Source organism: Chitinophaga sp. GbtcB8 (assembly GCF_019091455.1).
Lineage (GTDB): Bacteria > Bacteroidota > Bacteroidia > Chitinophagales > Chitinophagaceae > Chitinophaga.
In genome coordinates this window covers 51,715-70,540 of sequence record NZ_JAGXJN010000025.1, presented here as the reverse complement: position 1 = coordinate 70,540, position 18,826 = coordinate 51,715, and the positions used below count along the sequence as shown (strand labels likewise).

Genomic DNA, 18,826 nt, shown 5'->3' with positions numbered 1-18,826 from the left:
CAACTATGAAAAGTATTGCTTTAATACCTGCGCGTTACGGGGCCACCCGTTTTCCCGGTAAGCTAATGGCAAAGCTGGGAGAGAAGTCTGTAATACTGCGCACCTATGAATCTACCGTGAATACCGGTGTGTTTGACGAGGTAATGGTGGTAACGGACAGCGATGTGATATACCGGGAAATTACCGGCAATGGCGGCAAAGCTGTAATGAGTAAAAAAGAGCATGAATGCGGTACAGACCGTATAGCCGAAGCCGTAACCGGCATGGACGTGGATATTGTAGTGAATGTACAGGGCGATGAACCCTTTACCCAAAAGGCGCCGCTGGAAAAACTATTAAAGGTTTTTGAAGGTGAAGCCGGCAAACAGGTACAGGTAGCATCCCTGATGCAGGAGCTGAAAGACTGGAGCTCCATTGAAGATCCTAACTATGTGAAAGTGGCGGTGGACAAGCAATTCAATGCACTGTTCTTTTCCCGCTCTGTAATACCCTACCCGCGCGATAAACAGGTGAAAAGCATTTATTACGAGCATATTGGCATTTACGCTTTCCGTAAACAAACCCTGCTGGAATTTACCCAGCTGCCGGTAAGCCCGCTGGAAGCAGCAGAAAAAATAGAATGCCTGCGCTACCTGGAAAACGGTATTCCCATGAAAATGGTGGTAACGGAGTATATGGGTGTGGAAATAGATACACCGGAGGACCTGGAGAAAGCGGCGAAGCTGTTGTAATTAATAATGAAGAATGAATAATTAATAGTGATTGGTGGAGTTGGGGTTTGTACGTAATAATAAGTAAGGTATGAAATTCAGAAATTTTAAGCTGGTAGGTTATGTAATATTCGGCCGGGGTGCGTTTAACCAGTTAGATGAAATACTGGCGCCGCAGCGCAAGGGTGATGCTCCTATGATCTTTTTCGTGGATCAGTTCTTTAAGGATAAACCGGCGTTTACCGGCCGTATACCTTTGCAGGGCAAGGATAAGATAGTATTCATAGATGTAACGCATGAGCCTAAGACGAAGTATGTGGACCAGCTGCGCGATGAGCTGAAAGCAGCATTCGGGCAGGTATCCGGTATTATTGGTATTGGCGGCGGCTCCACCATGGACATGGCCAAAGCAGTAAGCCTGATGATGACCAACCCCGGCTCCTCTGCCGACTACCAGGGTTGGGACCTGGTAAAACAGCCCGGTGTGTACAAAGCCGGCATACCCACGCTTTCCGGCACCGGTGCAGAAGTAAGCCGTACTACGGTGCTCACCGGCCCTACCCGCAAGCTGGGCATGAACTCTGACTATACGCCATTTGACCAGATTGTACTGGACCCCGAGCTAATAAAAGATGCACCCATTAACCAGCGGTTCTATACTGCTATGGATTGTTATATACATTGCGTAGAATCACTGGAAGGTACTTACCTGAACGCCTTTAGCCGCTCCTATGGCGAAAAGGCGCTGGAGCTGTGCCGGGAAATATTCCTGAAAAAACCACACTGGGATGATGATGCAGATGAAAAGCTGATGATGGCCTCTTATGCCGGCGGTATGAGCATTGCCTACTCACAGGTAGGTGTGGCGCATGCGGTAAGCTACGGCCTTAGCTACGTGCTGGGTACCCACCATGGTGTTGGTAACTGTATTGTGTTTGATAAGCTGGAAGAGTTTTACCCGCAGGGGGTAAAAGAGTTTAAGGAGATGGTGCAGCGCCATAACGTAACTATTCCTCAAAACATTACCAAAGGCATGAGCGCTGCTGATGTGGATAAGATGATAGATGTATCCTTAGGCCTGGCGCCTTTGTGGGAAAATGCGCTGGGTAAGGATTGGCAGCAGCAGATGACGAGGGAAAGGCTAAGGGCTTTGTATGCGCGATTGTAAGAGCATAAAGCGCAAAGCATAAAGCAGAAAGCAAAGTGGAGGATTGTTGTACGCGATAAGATAAACATAACATAAGCAAAACGCCTGACGAACATTCGTCAGGCGTTTTACTTTATAGCAGATAATGTAGTTTGCTTTATGCTTTCCGCTCTCAAAGCCATCTCCTGAAAGGTGCTTTCATATGCACCAGTCTCCACATAACTTTCAGGCGGCGGTTGTCGTAGATCAGCATCATGTACACAAGCGCTACCAGGCAGCCCACGCCCATTATACCAAAGGCCAGGGGAAAATAGGACGCGTTGTTATGATAGATATAGGCAGATAAATAAGCGCCCAAACCAATACCGGCTTCCATGGCAATGTACATGGTAGCCAGCGCGCGGCCTCGGTAGGCGGGATCGCCCAGGTCAACCGTCCAGGCAGTAACGGCGGGAGAGTTTAACCCTACGGAAACACCGTATATGATTGCCGCCACCATCATCAAATACGGCGTGGTGGCCATGGACAGCATAAACAGCGCTATGGCCATGGTAGCCGTAGATATTTTAAGCACGGGTAAGCGGCCGTATTTATCCGATACCTTACCGGCCAGCAAACGGATACCGATAGATGCGCCGGTAAAAAAGGTAAAGAACAAGCCTTTGTTATGAATACCCAGGTATTGACTAAAATCAGGAATAATTGTGAGTAAAGCACCGTAACTTAGGAAACAGAAAAAGGTAACGATCACCGGCGCCAGCACCAGCGGCTCAAATATTTCGTTACGGGATATTTTCAGCAGTGAAGGGCTGAAACGTTGCCGGCTGGCTTTAGGCAGGGTTTCTTTAAGACCGCCGATCAGTATTACGACAGACAGTAACGCAAATACGGCAGACACCTGGAACATTACATAAATATTCCAGCGGGCAGCAATAAAACCGCCAATGGCAGGGCCTAAAGCCAGGCCAATGGTGCTAAACAGCCCTACCATACCCATTGCCTCTGCACGCCGGTTATTAGGCACCAGGTCGGAGATGTAAGCGGAGGTACCGGTAGGTTTAAAACCCGTGGAGAAACCATGAAAGAAACGTAACAGCAGGAACGCACCTACAGAACTTATCAGCGGATATAACAGGCTGCAAATTACACATACAACAGAGCCGAAGATCATTACAGGAACGCGGCCTATCTTATCTGTCAATTTGCCGCTAAAAGGACGGGAAAGACCTGCCATTAAGGTAAATAATGCCAGGATATAACCTTTGTAATCCGCGCCGCCCATACTGGTAAGATAGGCCGGCAGCTCAGGGATCAACATATTGTAACTAGCGGAGAATACTGCATTACTGAGGCAAAGTAGAACGAAATGCAAAGTGTACATTCTCCCCGACGACTGTTCCATACCACAAAATTAGGAAGTATGGCACAAAAATAGCGAAGTAACCGACACCACTGCCTACTATTTTAGTAGGATTTTTCAGGGCACGTCTTGTTTAACCACCTAAAATATTAACTATGACAACAATGACCGCAAAAGCAACAACAGAAAAACACAAAGAGATGAAAGCAAACATCGGCATTTCAGAAAAGAACTTACAGGCAATAGCCCTGGAGTTAAATAAATGCCTGGCAGACCTGATGGTGTTATACACCAAAACCCGCAACTACCATTGGAACATTGAAGGTTCCAACTTTATGGAGATGCATAAGTTTTACGAGAACCAGTATGAAGAGCTGGCAGAGGCGATCGATGAAATGGCAGAACGCATACGCGCCCTGGGCCATTACGCAGAAGGCCGCCTGAGCGACTTCCTGAAGCTTACCAGCCTGGTAGAACAGGAGTACACCAATGATCAGCAGGTACAGCTGGGCAACCTGCTGGACGATCATGAAACCATTATCCGTAACCTGCGCCGTTTAATAGACGAGCTGGACGAAAAATACAAAGACAAAGGCACCAGCGATTTCCTGACCGGCCTGCTGACCAGTCATGAAAAAACCGCATGGATGATCCGCTCTTACCTGAAATAATGCACTACTATAAAATAACGGCAGGCCGCAGATCTTTTGTAATATTACGCAACTAAACCCCCAGGCTTATGGATAGTAATACAGAGCTGCGGCTTGCCGTATTAATAGACGCTGACAACATTCCCCATTCCAACATAAAAGCCATGCTGGAGGAAATAGCCAAATACGGCAATCCTACCTTCAAAAGAATTTATGGCGACTGGACCAAACCTCACCTTACGGGCTGGAAAACCGTACTGCTGGAAAATGCCATTAACCCTGTACAGCAATACAGCTATACGGTAGGGAAAAATGCAACGGATTCCGCCATGATCATTGATGCCATGGACATCCTGTACACCGGGCGTGTGGATGGGTTTTGCCTGGTAAGCAGCGACAGCGACTTTACGCGGCTGGCCACCCGCCTGCGGGAAGCCGGTATGCGCGTATTTGGCCTGGGCGAAATGAAAACCCCAACGGCCTTCCGGGCCGCCTGTGATAAATTCATTTACCTGGAAATATTACGGCAAAACCAGGAGGCCGAGGCAGAAACCGAAACCGAAACGGAGACCGCGGCAGCCAAAAGCAATACGCGCAAAACAAAACCAAAGGCAAAAGCCATTAACAAGGCTGGCCGGGAAGTGATCAAGCTGCTTTCATCCAGCATTAATGATATTGCGGATGAAGATGGCTGGGCTTACCTGGGAGAGCTGGGCAACCTGCTGTTGAAAAAACAGCCGGACTTTGATGCCCGTAACTATGGCTTTAACAAGCTGGTGCAGCTTATTAAAAGCATTGACCGGTTTGAGATAGACATCCGCGACAGCGGTAAGAAAATGGGTAAGCTGGTATACGTAAAAGTGAAATAATATGGCAAAGATCATTGCCATACAGGGCGATATTACCAAAGTGGAAGCCGATGCCATTGTGAATGCTGCCAATACCTCCCTGATGGGCGGCGGCGGGGTGGATGGGGCCATACACCGGGCCGGAGGCCCGGCCATACTGGAGGATTGCCGTAAGATAGTAGCCCGGCAGGGAGGCTGCCCCACCGGCGAAGCCGTGATCACCACTGCCGGCCGCTTACCGGCCAGGTACGTGATACATACCGTAGGCCCGGTATGGAATGGCGGTCATAAAAAGGAGGCAGAAAAGCTGGCCAGCTGTTACCGCAGCTCCCTGCAGCTGGCCGTGGACAATAGCGTAAAGACCATTGCTTTCCCAAACATCAGCACCGGCATTTATCATTTTCCCAAAGCACAGGCGGCAAAGATTGCGGTGAAAACCATCCGGGACTTTTTAGCACAGGAGGATAACATTGAGCAGGTGATACTGGTTTGTTTTGACGGGGAGAACTTGCAGTACGCTCAGGCAGCGCTGCAGGAGGAGTAATAAAAAAAGCCCCGGGAATACCGGGGCCGTATATAAAAAGATTAATATTATCTAAGTAAGCAATTAGCGCTTTACATACTTTATAGTAGCATACAGCACCATCAGGGCAAACACGCCAATAACAACGTAGATCATAGTACCACCCACTTTATCAAAGGTTCTATAAAACTCAGAGGTTTGTACTGTTAAGAATGTCTGTAACATGATTAAAGTATTTAAATGTGCCTGCAAGTTAGGGCATTCCCTTTAAAAATCCCATAGCAGCCGCTGTTTAATATGCGGCCAGCTGTTGAATACATTGATCCAGCCGGGATTTTGCCAGAAAATTTTTTTCCAGCTCCAGGGCAAAAGGTACGGGGGTATCCAGGCTGGCGCAGCGCATAATAGGCGCATCCAGCTGCTGAAAGCAGTGTTCCGCTATCCAGGCGCTGATCTCTCCCCCCAGGCCGCCGGTAAGCGTATCCTCATGCAGTATTAATACTTTACCGGTTTGGGTTACTGCCTGGCTGATGGCGTCGTAGTCCAGCGGCAGCAATGTGCGCAGGTCCAGGATGTGGAGGGACAGCTCCGGATGTTGCCGTGCATAGTCCAGCGCCCAGTGCACGCCGCTGCCGTAGGTGATAATGCTTATGTCTGTGCCTTCCTGCACCAGGTGGGCCTTACCGATTTCTATGGGAAACCAGCCTTCCGGCACCGGGCCGCTAATGCTGCGGTACAGGGCTTTGTGCTCAAAATATAAGACCGGGTTAGGATCTGCCAGGGCCGCCAGCAGCAAGCCATAGGCATCTGCCGGGGAAGAGGGGTATACCACTTTTAACCCGGGTGTATGGGTAAACCAGGCTTCATTACTCTGGGAATGGAAGGGCCCTGCGCCCACACCGCCGCCGGCCGGCAGGCGGATAACCACATCGGCATGCTGCCCCCAGCGGTAATGGATCTTAGCCAGGTTATTTACGATCTGGTTAAAACCGCAGCTCACAAAATCAGCGAACTGCATTTCTATCATGCTTTTATAGCCCATAATGGAAAGGCCCAGGCCAGCGCCAATGATGGCGCTTTCACACAGGGGGGTATTGCGCACGCGCGTTTTGCCAAACTGCGCCAGCAGGCCATCTGTGATCTTGAAAGCGCCGCCATATTCGGCAATATCCTGCCCCATGAGCACCAGGTTGGGAAACTGCTCCATGGCGGTTTTTAACCCAGCGGCAATAGCGTCTATGAAGCGCAGCTCGCGGGTGGCGGCGGCGTATGTGTGGTGAATAGCCGGAGCCGGAGCGTAAATGTCTGCCAGCTCCTGTGCTGTATCAGCTATAAGGACGGTATCTGTTAAGGCGTCGTGTACCGCGGCATCAATATATTGTTTCTGTTGCTGGTGAATAGCGCTGATCTTCTCATCATCCAGCAGGCCTATGAAACGAAGAAAGGCTTCATAGTGATGGATAGGATCTTTCTGCGCCCATTCTTCCAGCAGGGCAGGGGGTACATATTTGGTACCACTGGCTTCCTCATGACCGCGCATGCGGAAGGTAAGCGCCTCTATGAGCACCGGTTTTTGCTCCCGCAGGGCATAGGCTTTGGCTTCTGTTACCGTGTTATACACTTCCAGCAGGTTATTACCATCCATACGCACGCTGTGCATGCCGTAACCAATGGCCTTGTCTGTTAGCTGCTGGCAGCGGTATTGCTCTGCAACGGGGGTGCTTAAACCGTAGCCGTTGTTTTCTATGAGGAAGATGACCGGCAGGTCCCACACGGCAGCTACATTCAGCGCTTCATGAAACTCACCTTCGCTGGTGCCGCCTTCGCCGGTGAATACCAGGGTAACTTTTTGCTGCCCGGCCAGGGTATGGGCCAGGGCTATACCATCTGCAACAGAAAGCTGTGGGCCCAGGTGGGAGATCATACTGCAGATATGGTGCTCACGGCTGCCAAAATGAAAGCTGCGTTCCCGTCCCTGGCTGTAGCCCTGCCGGCTGCCCTGCCATTGCAGGAAGAGTTTGTGCAGCGGCATATTGCGGGTAGTAAAGACGCCCAGGTTGCGGTGCAGGGGCAGGATCCACTCATCCGCTGCCAGGGCCAGGGTAGCGCCTACGGCATTGGCTTCCTGGCCTATACCGGAGAACCATTTACTGATCTTGCCCTGCCGCAGCAGGAGCAGCATTTTCTCCTCTACCAATCTGGGGTATAGTATAGCGTGGTAAAAATCCAGCAACTGCTCATCGCTGATCAATGTCCTGTTAAAGTACATGCCGGGCTGGTTTAATTACGAATTATCAATTACTAATTACGAATGTGATTGAAGCGGTTGTCAATTGCGGGTGTGTTAATGTACGTGTTTATTAGTACTAACAATTACAAACTGAGTGTCAGTAATGGTTGCCGTATTGACGATTATACTTCTTAATTCGTATTGCCAATTTACAAATTGTGATCGAAGCGAATGTTAATTGCGGGTTTAATGATTACAGGTATCTAAATCGATTGACGATCATAAATTATGAACTGTGGTCGAAGTAATGCCCGGTACGGTTTGCCTTACAAACTACCATCTTTTTAATTCTTATTATCAATTACCAATCACGGATTGCTTATCCAATCGCGCTTCCTAATTCGTAATTAAAATCAATCCCGGTCATTATCCCCGCTTGCCAGGCTGTGCATAATGCTGTTGACCACGGTCATAACAATACTGAACAGCAAAGCCCACCAGAAACCTTCTACCCGGAAACCGGATACCAGGCGTGCGGCCAGTAAAATAATAACAGCATTAATAACCAGCAGGAACAGGCCCAGGGTAACTACCGTGGCCGGCAGGGTAAGGATCACCAGCACGGGGCGTACCAGCAGGTTCAGGATAGCCAGCACAAAGGCCAGTATGAGCGCCGTTAAGAAATTATCTATCTTAACCCCGGGCAGCAGGTAAGCGGTGACCATGGCGGCTAGTGCACTTACCAGCAGGCGGATCAAAAAGTTCATAAACAGATATTTATACAGAAAGTTAAGAAAATAGCGTTATAAAACATGACGTAAACGTAACAGCCGGAAAGGCGAACTTCCAGGCAAACATATTATTTTTGTATTTAATAAACCATATGTGTATGCGAAAACCATTTACCTGGTTACTGGCAATGGCCGGTACAATCACAATTGCTTTTGCGGCCTGTAGTAAAGATGATGATAAAGAGGGGCCGGATAACTCCGTAATTGCGGGTACCTGGCGATTTGAGGTAGGCATTGATTCCCTGTTTAACAAGCAAAACCAGCTGATATCTGTAGACACCCTGGATGTGGAAAATCCAGCTAACACTTATATTACTTTTCAGCAGGAGGGGAAATTCTCTTCCAACCTGAATGATACTACGGTTACCGGCACCTATATGCTGGTGAATGCCCAAACGCTGGAGCTGAGCAACAATGGCAGCGTGCCGCAGCAGGTGAATATTGTGACCTTAAACAGTACGCAGCTGGTACTTTCCTCTACGGATACGGATTTTGGGAATGGTAACTACAGTAAGGAATACTTCTATTTAAAAAAGTAAACTGCCAAGTTTTCTATAGTAAAAATGAAAAAAGGATGGAGCGCAAGCCCATCCTTTTCTATTTTAGATTTACGATTTCAGATTTGCCCGGAGCGGAGTGTTCCTCCAAATCTAAGATCAGAGAAAGTTATCGCTATCGCGGTAGGCTTTTATTACAGCCAGCTCTCCTTCCTTACCCTGCCCGGAATTACCGTGCTCCATACCCAGCACGCCTTTGTAGCCCTTTTCGTGCAGGTGTTTAAAAATGTTCTTATAGTTGATCTCACCGGTGCCGGGCTCTTTACGGCCGGGGTTATCGCCGATCTGTATGTAGGCAATTTCGTCCCAGCACATATCCATCATGGGTATCAGGTGGCCGGTATTGCGCTGCATATGGTAAATATCATAGAGTATTTTGCAGGAGGGGCTGTTCACCGCCCGGCAGATCTCGTAGGTTTGATCGGCGGTGCGCAGGAACAGCTCCGGCGTATCGCTCAGCGGTTCCAGCACCATTACCAGGCCCTGTGGCTCCAGTATTTCTGCACCGCGGCGCAGGGCATCTATCACGTGGCCGGTTTGCACGCCAATAGGCAGCTTGCGTTCAAAAAAGCCGGGTACTACGGTAGCCCATTTGGCATTACAGCGTTTGGCCGTATCCAGGGAGGCTTTGCAGGTTTTTAAAAAGGTATCCACAAATTCCTGCTTGCCGGTGGTGAGGGATATTTTCCAGTTATCGCCACTGTCAATTACAAATACGCCCATCTGCATACCCAGCTTAGCCAGCAGGTTGCCGATCTTTTCCTGCATGGCAGGCTCTCTTTTCAACATGCCATTATCTTCAATGGAACGGAAACCCTGGTCATGCATGAACCGGATCTGGTCCAGGAAATCGTCGCCGGCGCTGTTCTTGAACATACCATCATGCGGCGCATAGTTCATGTTAAAAGTTTTTTCTGCTGCCGGCGCTGTTATGCCATTAGCGGTTTTACCGGCTGCCTGTGCGCCGCCAAAAGCCAGGGCCGATATACCGGCCAGGGTACCTTGTTGCAGGAAGGTTCTTCTTTCCATAACGTTTAGGAGGGTTAAGGGTGATGCTTTTATGAGGTATTAAATTTAATAGGTTTTAGATGGAAATACTAACCTGCTGAAAAATTAGTATTGGATTCCACTAACGGATTTAATAAATTCACCCAACCACGCTAAAATTCCATGGAAAAAAAATTGACCGCACTGGCTCTGATAGCATTGTTAGCACAACCTGTACTGGCGCAAACGCCCGGCGATGCTAATTTTAAAACGTACGAAGAAAAGCTTCCCGGCACTGATGTTTCCTTTAAAATGGTACCCATACCCGGTGGCACCGTTACACTGGGCAGCCCGGCTGCAGAAAAAGGCCGTGCAGCAGATGAGGGCCCGCAAAAGAAAGTAACCATTGCCCCGTTCTGGATGGGCGCGCATGAGGTTACCTTTGATGAATATGATGTATATGCCGATGCGGAGAAAGATAAAACGCCCATACCTGATGGAATGACACGTCCCAGCCCGCCCTACATTGATCTTACCCTGGGCATGGGCAAAGGCGGCGGTTTTCCGGCCAACAGTATGAGCCAGTATGGCGCCTTGATGTACTGCCGCTGGCTGTATATAAAAACCGGGGTATTTTACCGCCTGCCTACAGAAGCAGAATGGGAATATGCCTGCCGCGCCGGCGCAGCCACAGCCTATCCCTTTGGGGATGATGCCGGAGAGCTGAAAAGATTTGCCTGGTATGCAGATAACAGCGAAGGAAAATATCATAAAGTAGGAGAGCTGCAGCCTAATGGTTTTGGCCTGTATGATATGCTGGGCAATGTGGCTGAATGGACACTGGACCAATATGATCCGCAGTACCTGGAACATGCCGCCGCTACAGACCCCTGGACCAAGCCCACTGCCAAAACACCGCGCACTATTAAAGGCGGCAACTACCAGGATGATGCAGCGCATGTACGCAGCGCAGCACGCCTGAAGTCCGACCCGGACTGGAACCGCCGTGACCCGCAGATCCCTAAAAGCAAATGGTGGAATGCAGATGCGCCGTTTATTGGTTTTCGTATAGTGCGCCCCGTTAAGCAGCCTACCAAAGAAGAAGCAGCGCAATTTTTTGCAGAGGTATTAGATAAATATATTGGAGCGAGATAAGTAAATGAAGCACCTCTGACTTCCTATTTCTTACTCCCAACTAAAAAACCGTCAAAGATTTATGGAAAACGAAAAAAAACAAACATTCCACGCACAGAACCGCCGGGATTTTATGAAACAATCCACCCTATTGGCTGGCGGCCTGCTGGCTATGCCCATGCTCTCTCACGCCAATTATTTTTCCGGCGCTAAAGACACCATCAAAATAGTGCTGATAGGCTGTGGTGGCCGTGGTACCGGTGCCGCCACCCAGGCGCTGAGCACCAAAGAAAATGTAGAGCTGATAGCCATGGCGGATGCTTTCCCCGACCGCCTGAACGACAGCTACAATAATATTAAGGAAGCCCTGGAAGAAAAAGGGAAGGGTGACCGCCTGAAAGTGCCGGACGCAAATAAATTCACCGGGTTTGATGCCTACAAAAAAGCCATTCCCCTGGCCGATGTAGTGATACTGGCTACGCCGCCGGGTTTCCGCCCCATACATTTTGAAGAAGCGGTGAACCAGGGCAAACATATTTTTATGGAAAAACCGGTAGCTACCGACCCTGCTGGCATACAGCGGGTGCTGGCAGCTGCGGAAAAGGCAAAAGCAAAAAAGCTGAACGTAGTAGTAGGCCTGCAACGCCGGTACCAGAACTCTTACCGGGAGCTGTACAAACGCGTGCAGGACGGCATGATAGGCGATATTCTTTCCATGCAGGTATGGTGGAACCAGGGTGCTTTATGGATACGCCCCCGCAAACCGGAATACACGGAAATGGAGTACCAGATGCGCAACTGGTATTACTTTAACTGGCTGTGCGGCGATCATATTGTGGAGCAGCATATTCACAACATTGACGTAGGCAACTGGTTTAAAGGCGCTACCCCCGCCACAGCGGTGGGTATGGGCGGCCGGGCCGTACGTACGGGTAAGGATACCGGTGAGATCTATGACCACCATTATGTGGAATACCGCTATGATGATGGTATTGTAATGAACAGCCAGTGCCGACACTGGAAAGACAGTGCCAGCCGGGTAGATGAAGAGATCATTGGCACCAAGGGCCGTATTATTTGCGATAAAGGCCTGATACAGGATTACAAAGGCAAAACATTGTACCAGTTTGATAAAAAACAGGAAAACAACCCCTATCAAACAGAGCACGATGAGCTGTTTGCAGCCGTAGCCAAAGGAGAGTATAAATTCTGGGATGCAGAACGCGGTGCGCAAACCACCTTAACTGCCATTATAGGCCGCCTGGCCACTTACTCCGGGCAAATTATTCCCTGGGATAAAGCGCTGCATTCTAATTTAAACCTGCAGCCGGAAACCTATGCGTTTGATGCCAAGCCGCCGGTAATGCCGGATGCTGAAGGATTTTACGCGTATGCCAAACCGGGGCAAACGAAGTATTTTAGTTAAAGAGGTTCATAGTCCATGGCTGATGGTCCATTGCTTTCATTGCTGTTAAAGGAAAACGGGTGAAGGCGGTGGACCATTGGTTTTTGGGGAAGTACAGACGATGGGCTACCGTCCGCCATCTTTTTTTTGCGCTAACCCTCACGAACTATTATTTTACCGTTATGAAGATCAAGCATCCGCTAAAATGTACCGCTCTCCTGTGCCTTACCCTCTTTTGCGCACAACCCCTGTGGGCGCAGCACAGCAACCTCCGTAAAGGGGCGCAGGAATTACTAAGCAGCCAGCCGCTGAACCAGGCACATGTAGGTATTTGCATTTACGACCCTGCCAAACAGGAGTACTGGTACCGGTACCAGGATAATAAATATTTTACCCCTGCCTCCAACACCAAAATATTCACCTTATTTACCGGCCTGCAAATGCTGGGCGATAGCCTGCCTGCGCTAAAGTACCTGGAAACAGACAGTGTGCTGTATGTAAAAGGTATGGGCGATCCCTCTTTTTTGCACCCGGACTATATTTCACAACCGGCTATGGACCTGCTTACCCGCACGGATAAACGCATTGTGCTGGTACCAGGCGTGATTGTCAATAAACGTTTTGGGCCGGGCTGGAGCTGGAGCGACTATGCGGATTATTACCAGCCGGAGCTGAATGAGTGGCCCGTGTATGGCAACGTGGCCCGTATTAAACACCACCGGGATACCATTAGCATTACGCCACCAGCCTTTTCCTATGGCGGGCATTTTTCCTGGCGGGTAAATGATACGCTCAGCGAAGCCCTAACGGAGAGGGACGAACGCAGCAACACCTTTTCCCTGCAATATGCAAAACGGGATACGGCCCTGCTGCTGGCAGAAGTGCCCTATATTACCGGCACGCTGCAGGACCTGGCCCAGCGCCTGCAGGATACCCTGCACAAGCCCGTAACCGTGGCGGAACAAATGCCTGCAGTAAATGCCAAAGCATTTACTACGCTGTACAGCCGCCCCGTAGATTCCCTTTTTACGCCCATGATGCACCGCAGCGATAACTTTTTTGCAGAACAAACGCTGATGATGAGCAGCGCCAGAAAATGGGATACCATCAGCACCCCAAAAGTAATTGACTATGTAAAGCAGCAATACCTGCAAAACCTGCCGGATAAGCCGGAATGGGTAGATGGTTCCGGGCTTTCCCGCTACAACCTGTTTAGCCCGCGGGATTTTGTGAGCGTATTGACCATTATGCACAAACAATACCCGGAAGAAAGGCTGTGGGCCATTTTCCCAACCGGGGGCAAAGGCACGCTGCGTAATTATTATAAAGAGCAGTTTGTGCATGCCAAAACCGGTACCCTTAGCGGGTGTGTAGCTTTAAGCGGATACCTGGTAACAAAGAAAGGGAAAACACTGGTATTCAGCGTGCTGGTAAATAACCATAACGGCACCAGCACGGCTGTGCGGCGTGCAGTTGAGCGCTTTTTAACGGAAGTAAGGAATAATAATTAACGGTTAATGTTGTATTTAAGCAGGCGGGTAGTATCATCCTGCTGGTCTATTTCTATGAGGCCAATACCCTCCGCATAATAGTTGGTAGCTACCGTACCTAATGGAATGGTAGTGCCCAGGAACTTAACAGAAGCGCTGAGCGTTACGGTGATCACGTTTGTAAAATCCAGGCCGGCAACGGTTTTTTGCACACCTTTTTGAGTAACGGTGTAGGTAAGCATCACCTTTTGTTCATCTGTTCCTTTTTTAACGGTAGCCGTATCATTCCAGCTGGCGCCGGCATTCACATTATCTTTCAGGTAAAGCGTTACCACGCTGTCTGCGCTATAGCCTTCAAAGGAAATACCCTTTACCATCTGGTAGTAATTACCATTCCCATCGCAGCGGTCGTAGGTGGTGGCGGTATCGGAGCTGAGCTTTCTGAAAGTTAGCCCGTTAATGGTGCTATCCCCGGTAACGGTTACGGTAAAGAAGTTGCTATCCAGCACGTTGCGGCTATTCGTATTAACAAAATCGTAAGTGGAGCCTGCGGTGTAAGGCGCATAACTACAGGTGCTTGCTACGGGCGGGGGAGCTGCGCTCTCGCGGCTCACTTCCTTTTTACAGGCCCATAAAAGTAAAGCGCCTGACACGGCTAATAACCAAAAGTATTTTTGCGCCATAGAATGCTAGGATATGGATTGATAGTATAAAAATAGCTAACCTACGGTACTTAAACGAAAACTCTGGTACTATTATTTTAATATGACAGGCGAAGGCGGGGTAAAGGTTGGGCATAAATAAAAGAAAATGTGCGGATTATACAGGGAAAGCCCTTGTACATCCGCACATTTATATAAATGTAAACTCCGGACTTAAACGCCCAGGCTCCAGTTGCCGCGGTAAGTACGCTTCACAAACTGGTTGGCATCGTCAAAGTTGGTGACCTTCATGTTCTGACCGTCCCACAGCAGCTTAATGTAGCGGCCCGGGAAGGTGGTTTTGCCTTCAATTTCCTTCTTCAGGTCATAGCTGCGGATGGCCAGGTTGCTCATCAGCACGGTTTCTGTTAAGGGACCTGCTATGGAGAAGGGGGAGCTGAGGGCTTTTGCCTTAGGGCTGTTATAACCGGCAATAGCCGCATTTACCCACTGCTGGTAGTGACCTTCCGGTACGCGGGCAATGGTTTGCGGAATATTTACCTGGGTATTTTTGGAGGTGGGCAGCAGGCTTGGGAACATGCCATAGGTGCCGCACATCATTTTACCCTTGGTGCCTATGAACAGGGCGCCGTTACCACCGTCGCCCATTCTTTCGTTAGGGCCCAGCTCTTCCGGACGTTCCGGCTGTATGCCGCCGTCCATCCAGTGCATAGTAACTTCTTTACCGTTCTTACCGGCAAACTTGAGCGTTACGTGGGAAGAGGGCGGGCAGCTTTCCGGGAAATAGCCGCGTTTGAACTCATCTACATACACGCTGCCTACGCTACACTCTACTGCGGTAGGGTAGCCCAGGTCCAGCACGCGGAAAGGCGGTTCAATAATATGGCAACCCATATCGCCGATAGCGCCGGTACCATAATCCCACCAGCCGCGCCAGTTAAAGGGCACCAGCTTATCTATATAATCTTTAGCGGGGGCGGTACCTAACCACAGGTCCCAATCCAGCTCCTTAGGCACTTCTGCTTTGGCAGCAGGCCAGGGAATACCCTGGGGCCATACGGGGCGGTCTGTCCAGCAATATACGGTATGCACATCGCCTACCAGGCCGGCCTGGTGCCATTCCATCAGCTGGCGTACACCATCGCCGGAGGAACCCTGGTTACCCATTTGCGTTACCACTTTATAGCGGTTGGCTGCCTGGGTAAGCATACGGGCTTCATAAATATCATGCGTAAGCGGTTTTTGCACATATACGTGCTTGCCCAGCTGCATGGCGGCCATAGCGGCTACGGCATGCGTGTGATCCGGGGTGGATACGGATACGGCATCAATATTCTTGTGCTCTTTTTCCAGCATTTTCCGGAAATCCTTATAGAATTTGGCTTTCGGGAAACGTTTAACGGAATTGGCAGCACGGCGCTCATCCACATCGCAAAGGAAGGCAATGTCAGCAGGGCCTTTGGAGAATTCATTGATATCGCTTTCTCCTTTACCACCTACACCTATACCGGCTATACGCAGGCGATCACTGGGGGCGGTATATCCTTTACCGCCGAGTACATGACGTGGAACGATCATAAAACCGGCGGCGGTAAGCGCCCCGTTCTTCAGAAAAGATCTGCGGGAAACACTGTCTCCCTGGTTATTTTTTTCCTGGACCATGAGTAAGAAAAGTTTTAAAACAAGATAAAAGAAATATAGTCAAATGTCAATGACGTGCATGGCGTGTGAGGAGGCTCACTTGTATTGGATAATATTAATCTTCCCAGGTCATAAGTTTGCCCCGGTCTTCAATTTTCAGATAAACGGGTAACATTTTTTCTTCGTATGCCAGCCCGTATTGTTTCAATACATCTTCCGGCACGCCATCCCATTCATTGGGGCGGTTGCCTACATACCCCAGGTCTTTAACACCCAGCTCACTGGTATAAAAACCGGTGGCGGTAAGGTTGCGCATCAGGGTAAAGAACGCTACGCCCTGGCTAAATTCCGGCGTGGCTTTTTCGGGATAGGCAATATGATCCAGCAAAGCGGTTTGCTGTTCTTTACTGCAATCCACAAAGGATTTGTTATAGTGTTTCAGACAATATACATCCAGCCAGCGCAGGCCGCCGCGTAAGGGCAGCTGGTGGCGGGGCTGATCTTTTACCGTAAATTCTATGAAGGCGGGTACGCCGGCATCAGCAGCGCTGCCGGAATGTTCATCCGCCGGGATAATGAGGGCCGTGAGCACGGTAATGGTTTTCATTTCCGCATCGGTGAAATATTTGTCTGCCTTCAGTTTTTTATCGCGTTCTTTTTCTTCCGGCGTGCGGCCATACACGTCCGCATCCTCGCCGCCCGGCTTCTTATTATCTTCCTTTACCTTTTTATCATCACAGCCGGTAAGAATGGCGCCTACAGATAAGGACCCAACGGCTAATGCTTTCAGGGACTCTCTTCTATCCATACGTTTGAATTTTATTTGTGAAACGTGCAACGCTTTGTGATCAACGTTGGTACTTCACCGTTAAATGTTTTGTTTCTTTAATTCAGATACAATGTATTCAGAGGCACGCAGTGACAGGGCCAGGATGGTCCAGGTAGGATTTTTATCTGCCTGTGACACAAAAGGTCCGCCATCTACCACAAACAGGTTCTTTACCTCGTGCGCCTGGTTGAACTTGTTCACCACAGAGCGTTTAGGATCATCGCCCATGCGGGTGGTACCTACTTCGTGAATAATACGGCCTGGTGTTTCCAGCCCGTACATAGTATCTGCACCGGCTTTCTGGCCCAGGGCTATACCTCCCATTTCATGGATCAGCTGTTCAAAAGTATCCTGCATGTGTTTGGCCTGGTTGATCTCATGCTCGCTCCAGGTGTAATTGAAGCGCAGCACAGGAATACCAAATTTATCCACTACGCTGGGATCTATTTCACAGTAGTTATCTTCACGGGCAATACATTCGCCACGGCCGGCAAAACCAATGGTAGCACCAAAGAAGCGGCGGTAGTCATTTTTAAGCCCGGCGCCGTAACCACCGGCATCCTTCATTTTACCATCAGCGCCGCCGTACTTGCCATTGAGGCGTTCCATACCAAAACCAAAACCATACATAGGCATGTGCATACCACCGCCTAATTCCACATGGTAACCGCGGGCAAAATCCAGCTTTTTATTATCGAGCCACCAGGGTATATACACGTGCATGCCGCCTACGCCATCTTCATTATAGCGTTTGCGGTCCATCAGCTTGGGTATAAAACCGCCGCGGGAGGCGCCGGTGCTGTCATGTAAATATTTACCTACCACGCCGCTGCCATTGGCCAGGCCATTGGAGAAACGGGCAGATTTAGAGTTGAGCAGCAAACGGGCTGATTCGCAGGCGCTGGCTGCCAGCACTACTACGCGGGCCTTTACTTCATATTCCTGCAGATCCGATTTATCAACATAAGAAACGCCGGTAGCTTTACCGCTATCGTCTGTAAGCACTTCACGCACCATGGCGCCGGTGTACAGGTCTACATGCCCGGATTTCATGGCTGGTTTTACCAGACAGGATGAGGAAGAAAAATCCCCATACACGGTACAACCGCGGTTACACTGGCTGCAGAAAAAACAAGGGGCGCGATCCTTATTTACAGAGCGTGTTAATATGGATAAGCGTGCAGGTATTACGGGAATGTTTAAACGATCGCCGGCCTGTTTGATCATGAGCTCATGCAGGCGTGGTTTTGGCGGAGGCAGAAAGTAGCCATCCGGCTCATTAAGAATGCCCTCTTTAGAGCCAAACACACCGATCATTTTATCTACCCTGTCATAAAAGGGTTTTACATCATCGTAAGAGATGGGCCAGTCGTCGCCGTGGCCATCCACACTTTTGTGTTTGAAATCGCGCGGGCCAAAGCGCAGTGAAATGCGGCCCCAGTGATTGGTACGTCCGCCCACCATACGGGAGCGGAACCAGTCAAATGAAGTACCGTCTTTAGTAGTATACGGCTCACCATCTATTTCCCATCCGCCATAGGCTGCATCAAAATCGCCGAAGGGACGGGTAGTAGAGGCGCCCCTGCGGGGGGACTGCCAGGGCCATTTGAGCTGAGTGGCCTGCTCCGGGTCTGCCGGATCATATTTAGGCCCGGCTTCCAGCAGCGCTACCTTGAGGCCAGCCTCTGATAGTACTTTAGCGGCCATGCCGCCCCCGGCTCCGGAACCTACGATACATACGTCATAGACCTTTCCTTTTTGCTTGATCTCCAATGCCATATACGTGGTGTGATTTAACTTTTAAAGGCTTTAAATCTATAAATTAAAGCTAGGAAATGAAAGGTGTTTTTTATTTTGAGAAC

Annotated in this window: 18 protein-coding genes; 9 read left to right on the top strand and 9 right to left on the bottom strand. The window is 49.6% G+C overall.

The features are described from left to right. The first annotated feature begins 5 nt into the window (after positions 1-5). Together kdsB and KVT36_RS20485 are read left to right on the top strand one after the other, a co-directional pair. Entirely contained in the window at positions 6-731 is a 726-nt protein-coding gene (gene kdsB, locus KVT36_RS20490) for a 3-deoxy-manno-octulosonate cytidylyltransferase (protein WP_217605317.1), read from the top strand. 70 nt (positions 732-801) lie between these two features. Further along, entirely contained in the window at positions 802-1,878 is a 1,077-nt protein-coding gene (locus KVT36_RS20485; protein WP_217605316.1) for an iron-containing alcohol dehydrogenase family protein, read from the top strand. Positions 1,879-2,029: 151 nt separating this feature from the next. On the opposite strand, the gene KVT36_RS20480 is transcribed toward KVT36_RS20485, so the two are convergent. Next, entirely contained in the window at positions 2,030-3,238 is a 1,209-nt protein-coding gene (locus tag KVT36_RS20480) for an MFS transporter (RefSeq protein WP_256449974.1), read from the bottom strand. A 179-nt stretch (positions 3,239-3,417) separates the two neighbouring features. Here KVT36_RS20480 and KVT36_RS20475 point away from each other — a divergent pair, with 179 nt between their 5' ends. The 3 genes from KVT36_RS20475 to KVT36_RS20465 all read left to right on the top strand — a co-directional run bounded on the left by KVT36_RS20475 (position 3,418) and on the right by KVT36_RS20465 (position 5,259). Beyond that, positions 3,418-3,888, top strand: a complete 471-nt coding sequence (locus tag KVT36_RS20475; RefSeq protein WP_217605314.1) for a Dps family protein — start codon at positions 3,418-3,420, stop codon at positions 3,886-3,888. Between the two features lie 68 nt (positions 3,889-3,956). Continuing rightward, on the top strand, positions 3,957-4,736 hold the full coding sequence (locus KVT36_RS20470; RefSeq protein ID WP_217605313.1) for an NYN domain-containing protein: 780 nt from the start codon (positions 3,957-3,959) through the stop codon (positions 4,734-4,736). A 1-nt stretch (position 4,737) separates the two neighbouring features. Further along, complete coding sequence (locus KVT36_RS20465) at positions 4,738-5,259, top strand: O-acetyl-ADP-ribose deacetylase (RefSeq protein ID WP_217605312.1); 522 nt, start codon at positions 4,738-4,740, stop codon at positions 5,257-5,259. A gap of 63 nt (positions 5,260-5,322) precedes the next feature. On the opposite strand, the gene KVT36_RS20460 is transcribed toward KVT36_RS20465, so the two are convergent. The 3 genes from KVT36_RS20460 to KVT36_RS20450 all read right to left on the bottom strand — a co-directional run bounded on the left by KVT36_RS20460 (position 5,323) and on the right by KVT36_RS20450 (position 8,235). Further along, the gene (locus KVT36_RS20460; protein WP_217605311.1) at positions 5,323-5,463 is read right to left on the bottom strand and encodes a hypothetical protein; all 141 of its coding nucleotides are present in this window, start codon (positions 5,461-5,463) and stop codon (positions 5,323-5,325) included. A 67-nt stretch (positions 5,464-5,530) separates the two neighbouring features. Then, positions 5,531-7,507, bottom strand: a complete 1,977-nt coding sequence (locus KVT36_RS20455) for a thiamine pyrophosphate-dependent enzyme (protein WP_217605310.1) — start codon at positions 7,505-7,507, stop codon at positions 5,531-5,533. A gap of 374 nt (positions 7,508-7,881) precedes the next feature. Next, the gene (locus KVT36_RS20450) at positions 7,882-8,235 is read right to left on the bottom strand and encodes a phage holin family protein (RefSeq protein ID WP_217605309.1); all 354 of its coding nucleotides are present in this window, start codon (positions 8,233-8,235) and stop codon (positions 7,882-7,884) included. A gap of 122 nt (positions 8,236-8,357) precedes the next feature. Between KVT36_RS20450 and KVT36_RS20445 the strand changes: the two genes are divergently transcribed. Next, the gene (locus KVT36_RS20445; RefSeq protein WP_217605308.1) at positions 8,358-8,798 is read left to right on the top strand and encodes a lipocalin family protein; all 441 of its coding nucleotides are present in this window, start codon (positions 8,358-8,360) and stop codon (positions 8,796-8,798) included. A gap of 117 nt (positions 8,799-8,915) precedes the next feature. On the opposite strand, the gene KVT36_RS20440 is transcribed toward KVT36_RS20445, so the two are convergent. Then, a complete protein-coding gene (locus KVT36_RS20440) occupies positions 8,916-9,845 on the bottom strand; it encodes a hydroxypyruvate isomerase family protein (RefSeq protein ID WP_217605307.1) in 930 nt (309 codons plus the stop codon). 141 nt (positions 9,846-9,986) lie between these two features. Between KVT36_RS20440 and KVT36_RS20435 the strand changes: the two genes are divergently transcribed. The 3 genes from KVT36_RS20435 to KVT36_RS20425 all read left to right on the top strand — a co-directional run bounded on the left by KVT36_RS20435 (position 9,987) and on the right by KVT36_RS20425 (position 13,853). After that, positions 9,987-10,958 carry an SUMF1/EgtB/PvdO family nonheme iron enzyme gene (locus KVT36_RS20435; protein WP_217605306.1) on the top strand — a complete coding sequence of 324 codons (972 nt, stop codon included), beginning with the start codon at positions 9,987-9,989 and terminating at the stop codon, positions 10,956-10,958. A 61-nt stretch (positions 10,959-11,019) separates the two neighbouring features. Continuing rightward, complete coding sequence (locus tag KVT36_RS20430; protein WP_217605305.1) at positions 11,020-12,363, top strand: Gfo/Idh/MocA family protein; 1,344 nt, start codon at positions 11,020-11,022, stop codon at positions 12,361-12,363. 161 nt (positions 12,364-12,524) lie between these two features. Beyond that, complete coding sequence (locus tag KVT36_RS20425; RefSeq protein ID WP_217605304.1) at positions 12,525-13,853, top strand: D-alanyl-D-alanine carboxypeptidase/D-alanyl-D-alanine-endopeptidase; 1,329 nt, start codon at positions 12,525-12,527, stop codon at positions 13,851-13,853. Here the strand turns inward: KVT36_RS20425 and KVT36_RS20420 are convergent. The 4 genes from KVT36_RS20420 to KVT36_RS20405 all read right to left on the bottom strand — a co-directional run bounded on the left by KVT36_RS20420 (position 13,850) and on the right by KVT36_RS20405 (position 18,743). After that, positions 13,850-14,515 carry a hypothetical protein gene (locus tag KVT36_RS20420; RefSeq protein ID WP_217605303.1) on the bottom strand — a complete coding sequence of 222 codons (666 nt, stop codon included), beginning with the start codon at positions 14,513-14,515 and terminating at the stop codon, positions 13,850-13,852. The two genes, KVT36_RS20425 and KVT36_RS20420, sit on opposite strands and share 4 nt — an antisense overlap. 192 nt (positions 14,516-14,707) lie before the next feature. Next, complete coding sequence (locus tag KVT36_RS20415; protein ID WP_217605302.1) at positions 14,708-16,156, bottom strand: Gfo/Idh/MocA family protein; 1,449 nt, start codon at positions 16,154-16,156, stop codon at positions 14,708-14,710. A gap of 94 nt (positions 16,157-16,250) precedes the next feature. Continuing rightward, a complete protein-coding gene (locus KVT36_RS20410) occupies positions 16,251-16,943 on the bottom strand; it encodes a gluconate 2-dehydrogenase subunit 3 family protein (RefSeq protein ID WP_217605301.1) in 693 nt (230 codons plus the stop codon). A 60-nt stretch (positions 16,944-17,003) separates the two neighbouring features. Then, on the bottom strand, positions 17,004-18,743 hold the full coding sequence (locus KVT36_RS20405) for a GMC family oxidoreductase (RefSeq protein ID WP_217605300.1): 1,740 nt from the start codon (positions 18,741-18,743) through the stop codon (positions 17,004-17,006). Positions 18,744-18,826: the final 83 nt, after the last annotated feature.

Bases quoted from the DNA above. Each gene is read 5' to 3' on its own strand.
- kdsB (WP_217605317.1), top strand. From the start codon at position 6: ATGAAAAGTATTGCTTTAATACCTGCGCGTTACGGGGCCACCCGTTTT.
- KVT36_RS20485 (WP_217605316.1), top strand. From the start codon at position 802: ATGAAATTCAGAAATTTTAAGCTGGTAGGTTATGTAATATTCGGCCGG.
- KVT36_RS20480 (WP_256449974.1), bottom strand. From the start codon at position 3,238: ATGTACACTTTGCATTTCGTTCTACTTTGCCTCAGTAATGCAGTATTC.
- KVT36_RS20475 (WP_217605314.1), top strand. From the start codon at position 3,418: ATGAAAGCAAACATCGGCATTTCAGAAAAGAACTTACAGGCAATAGCC.
- KVT36_RS20470 (WP_217605313.1), top strand. From the start codon at position 3,957: ATGGATAGTAATACAGAGCTGCGGCTTGCCGTATTAATAGACGCTGAC.
- KVT36_RS20465 (WP_217605312.1), top strand. From the start codon at position 4,738: ATGGCAAAGATCATTGCCATACAGGGCGATATTACCAAAGTGGAAGCC.
- KVT36_RS20460 (WP_217605311.1), bottom strand. From the start codon at position 5,463: ATGTTACAGACATTCTTAACAGTACAAACCTCTGAGTTTTATAGAACC.
- KVT36_RS20455 (WP_217605310.1), bottom strand. From the start codon at position 7,507: ATGTACTTTAACAGGACATTGATCAGCGATGAGCAGTTGCTGGATTTT.
- KVT36_RS20450 (WP_217605309.1), bottom strand. From the start codon at position 8,235: ATGAACTTTTTGATCCGCCTGCTGGTAAGTGCACTAGCCGCCATGGTC.
- KVT36_RS20445 (WP_217605308.1), top strand. From the start codon at position 8,358: ATGCGAAAACCATTTACCTGGTTACTGGCAATGGCCGGTACAATCACA.
- KVT36_RS20440 (WP_217605307.1), bottom strand. From the start codon at position 9,845: ATGGAAAGAAGAACCTTCCTGCAACAAGGTACCCTGGCCGGTATATCG.
- KVT36_RS20435 (WP_217605306.1), top strand. From the start codon at position 9,987: ATGGAAAAAAAATTGACCGCACTGGCTCTGATAGCATTGTTAGCACAA.
- KVT36_RS20430 (WP_217605305.1), top strand. From the start codon at position 11,020: ATGGAAAACGAAAAAAAACAAACATTCCACGCACAGAACCGCCGGGAT.
- KVT36_RS20425 (WP_217605304.1), top strand. From the start codon at position 12,525: ATGAAGATCAAGCATCCGCTAAAATGTACCGCTCTCCTGTGCCTTACC.
- KVT36_RS20420 (WP_217605303.1), bottom strand. From the start codon at position 14,515: ATGGCGCAAAAATACTTTTGGTTATTAGCCGTGTCAGGCGCTTTACTT.
- KVT36_RS20415 (WP_217605302.1), bottom strand. From the start codon at position 16,156: ATGGTCCAGGAAAAAAATAACCAGGGAGACAGTGTTTCCCGCAGATCT.
- KVT36_RS20410 (WP_217605301.1), bottom strand. From the start codon at position 16,943: ATGGATAGAAGAGAGTCCCTGAAAGCATTAGCCGTTGGGTCCTTATCT.
- KVT36_RS20405 (WP_217605300.1), bottom strand. From the start codon at position 18,743: ATGGCATTGGAGATCAAGCAAAAAGGAAAGGTCTATGACGTATGTATC.